The organism is Mycobacterium sp. (assembly GCF_036490025.1).
Classification (GTDB): Bacteria; Actinomycetota; Actinomycetes; order Mycobacteriales; family Mycobacteriaceae; genus Mycobacterium.
Genome location: NZ_DASXEP010000119.1, coordinates 1 through 3,631 on the forward strand (window position 1 = coordinate 1; position 3,631 = coordinate 3,631).

Annotated in this window: 4 protein-coding genes; 3 read left to right on the forward strand and 1 reads right to left on the reverse strand. The window is 69.5% G+C overall.

Annotated features, from left to right (window positions below; genetic code table 11):
* A partial coding sequence (locus tag VGG53_RS12725; RefSeq protein ID WP_331518417.1) for a L,D-transpeptidase occupies window positions 1-793 on the forward strand: 793 nt, incomplete at its 5' end.
* Here the strand turns inward: VGG53_RS12725 and VGG53_RS12730 are convergent.
* Complete coding sequence (locus tag VGG53_RS12730; protein WP_331518418.1) at window positions 771-1,547, reverse strand: SDR family oxidoreductase; 777 nt, start codon at window positions 1,545-1,547, stop codon at window positions 771-773. The genes VGG53_RS12725 and VGG53_RS12730 overlap by 23 nt on opposite strands.
* Window positions 1,548-1,739: 192 nt before the next feature.
* On the opposite strand from VGG53_RS12730, the gene VGG53_RS12735 reads away from it, so the two are divergent.
* Window positions 1,740-3,038, forward strand: a complete 1,299-nt coding sequence (locus VGG53_RS12735; RefSeq protein WP_331518419.1) for an ROK family transcriptional regulator — start codon at window positions 1,740-1,742, stop codon at window positions 3,036-3,038.
* A gap of 35 nt (window positions 3,039-3,073) precedes the next feature.
* A partial coding sequence (locus VGG53_RS12740) for a glycosyltransferase (protein WP_331518420.1) occupies window positions 3,074-3,631 on the forward strand: 558 nt, incomplete at its 3' end.

Consider the following 3,631-nt stretch of genomic DNA (forward strand, 5'->3'; position numbering starts at 1 on the left):
CGTCGAGCGGGCGCTGAAGGTCACCGCCGAGCCGCCCGTCGAGGGCAGCTGGGCGTGGCTACCCGACGAGGTCGGGGGTGCCCGCGTGCACTGGCGCAGCCGGGAGTACTACCCGGCCGGCACCAAGGTGAACGTCGACGCCAAGCTCTACGGGCTGGCCTTCGGCGACGGCGCCTACGGCAAGCAGGACATGAGCCTGAGCTTCGACATCGGTCGTCGCCAAGTGGTCAAGGCCGAAATCTCGTCGCACCGCATCCAGGTGCTCCGCGACGAGGGCGTCATCATGGACTTCCCGTGCAGCTACGGCGAGGGCGACAAGGCCCGCAACGTCACCCGCAACGGCATCCACGTGGTCAGCGAGAAGCACGCCGACTTCTACATGTCCAACCCGGCCGCCGGCTACAGCAATATCCACGAGCGCTGGGCGGTGCGCATTTCCAACAACGGCGAGTTCATCCACGCCAACCCGGCCAGCTCCGGCGCGCAAGGCAACACCAACGTCACCAACGGCTGCGTCAACTTGTCGACGTCCGATGCCCAGCAGTACTTCAGCAGCGCCATCTACGGCGACCCGGTCGAGGTGACCGGCAGCCGCATCGAGCTGTCCTACTCCGACGGTGACATCTGGGACTGGGCCGTCGACTGGGACACCTGGGTGGGCATGTCGGCCCTGCCGCCGCCGAGCGGAGCCAAGCCGTCGCCGGTCTCGATTCCGCGCAATGCGCCGGCCACCCCGAGCAACGCGCCCACATTGTCGGGCACCCCGACGACTAGCGCCCGACCCGGCGGCTAGCGCTGGCCTGATCGCGCGGCCGGATGATGATCTGGTCGAGGTTGACGTGCGCCGGCCGCGACGCCACAAAGCCGATCACCTCGGCGACGTCGGCCGCGGTCAGCGGCGTCATGTCGGTGTAGACGGCATCGGCGCGCTGCCGGTCTCCGCCGAAACGCACCAGCGAAAACTCGGTTTCGACCGCGCCGGGCGCAATCTCGGTGAGCCGCACCGGTTTTCCGAGCAGCTCGCCGCGCAGCGTGCGGTGTAGCGCGCCCTGCGCGTGCTTGGCCGCGGTGTAGCCGGATCCGCCGTCGTAGATCTCCATCGCCGCGATCGACGTGACGGTGACGATCAGCCCGTCGCCGGAGTCGATCAGTTTGGGCAGCAGCGCGCGAGTGACCCGCAGCGTGCCGAGCACGTTGGTCTCCCACATCCAGCGCCAGTGCTCGAGATCGGCGTCGGCCACCGACTCCAGGCCCTTGGCGCCGCCGGCGTTGTTGACCAGCACGTCGACCCGGCGAAGCCGGCCGGCCAGCTCGGCCACCGCGGCGTCCTGAGTGACGTCGGCCACAATCGCCGTGCCCCCGATCTCGGCGGCCAACGTGTTGATCCGGTCCGCCCGTCGTGCCACCGCCACCACGTGAAAGCCCTGTGCGGCAAGGGTTCTCGCAGTCGCTTCGCCGATGCCCGCGCTGGCGCCGGTGACGACCGCGACGCGCCGGTCGCGGTCACGGTGGCCGGATGTCGTCGGATGCGGATCAGCGGAACTCATCTGAACAACTGTAGTAACCGTGCTAAATTCCTCGTGTGTACTCCAGCACCTTGTTCGGCTGTCTGACCGCGTGTCGTTGCGCGGGCTGCGCGTGTTGTTGCCGCGCAACCAGCCGCGCCTGAGCGAACCGCTAAGCGCTCGCGACGGTGTGCGGCTAAGACCGCCATCGGAACTCGGACAAGGGACTCGCTAATGCGCTCAACAACTTTCACTTCTCACCCGTACAACCACCTCGCGGCCGTTCGGCGGCGAGCTCCGGGACGCCACCGCGTGGTGGCGCCCTCGCTACAGCTTTCTGACGCCGCGGCGTCATCGGTATTTCGGGCCGTTCGGCTGCGCGGCCCGATCGGGCGCGACGTCATCGCCCAAGTCACTTCGCTGTCCATCGCGACGGTAAACCGGCAGGTCATCGCCCTGCTGGATGCTGGACTCCTGCGGGAACGCGCCGACCTGGCCGTTTCCGGAGCGATCGGGCGTCCCCGGGTGCCCGTCGAGGTCAACCACGAACCGTTCCTCACCCTGGGCATCCACATCGGGGCGCGGACCACCAGCATCGTGGCCACCGACCTGTTCGGCCGCACCCTGGACGCCGTCGAGACTCCGACTCCGCGCACTGCTCAGGGGCCTGCGCTGGCCGCATTGGCGGACGGCGCCCGACGCTACCTGCGGCGCTGGCACCGGCGGCAGGCCCTGTGGGTCGGGGTGGCCATCGGTGGGACGGTCGATGCCGCCACCGGCCACGTCGAGCACGCCCGACTGGGTTGGCGGGATGCACCGGTCGGACCGGTCATCGCCGACGCGCTGGAGCTGCCGGTTTCGGTGGCTTCACACGTCGACGCGATGGCCGCCGCCGAACTGCTGCTCGGGATGCGCCGGTTCGGGCCCAACGCGTCGACCAGTCTTTATGTCTACGCCCGCGAGACGGTGGGCTACGCACTGATGATCGGCGGTCGGGTGCACAGCCCGGCCAGCGGTCCGGGCACGATCACCAACCTGCCCGCGCAATCTGAGCTGCTGGGCGGTTCGGGGCTGCTGGAATCCACCGTCAGCGACGAGGCGGTGCTCGCCGCCGCACGCCGGCTGCGGATCTTGCCGGCGCACAACAACGGGTTGGGCACCCCGGTCACGGAGGTGCTGCGGATCGCGCGTGCCGGCAACCAGCAAGCCAAGGACCTGCTGGCCGAGCGCGCCCGAGTGCTCGGCGAAGCGGTCGCGCTGCTGCGGGACCTGCTCAATCCCGACGACCTGGTGGTCGGCGGGCAGGCGTTCACCGAATACCCCGAGGCCATGCAGCAGGTCGAGGAGGCCTACAAGGCACGCCTGGTGCTGCCGCCGCGCGACATTCGGATGACCGCTTTCGGGAATCGGGTGCAGGAGTCAGGGGCGGGCATCGTGTCGCTGGCCGGACTTTATGCGGACCCGCTGGGCGCTATGCGCCGCGCCCTGCCGCCGCTGCCCGCCTATGACGTCGCCACCGAGACACCCGCCTGACCTGCGCTGGGAGCGGGTCCTGCAAAGATGACTGGGTGGCCCACACTGACCTGTCCCGGCTGGACGCCTCCGAGCTGACCAATCCGCGCCGCGTCGCGGTGTTGGCGGTGCACACCTCGCCCCTGGCCCAGCCGGGTGTCGGCGATGCCGGGGGGATGAACGTGTACGTGCTGCAGAGCGCACTTCATCTCGCCCGGCGGGGCGTGCAGGTGGAGATCTTCACCCGCGCCACCGCGTCCACCGATCCGCCGGTGGCACGGGTGGCTCCCGGTGTGCTGGTCCGCAATGTGGTCGCCGGGCCGTTCGAAGGCCTGGACAAATACGACCTGCCCACCCAACTGTGTGCGTTCGCCGCCGGCGTGCTGCGGGCAGAGGCTGCCCACGAGCCCGGCTACTACGACATCGTGCACTCGCACTATTGGCTGTCCGGTCAGGTCGGCTGGCTGGCCCGGGACCGTTGGTCGGTGCCGCTGGTGCACACCGCGCACACCCTGGCCGCGGTGAAGAACGCCGCGCTGGCCGACGGTGACACTCCCGAGCCGCCGCTGCGCACCGTCGGTGAGCAGCAGGTGGTCGACGAAGCCGACCGGTTG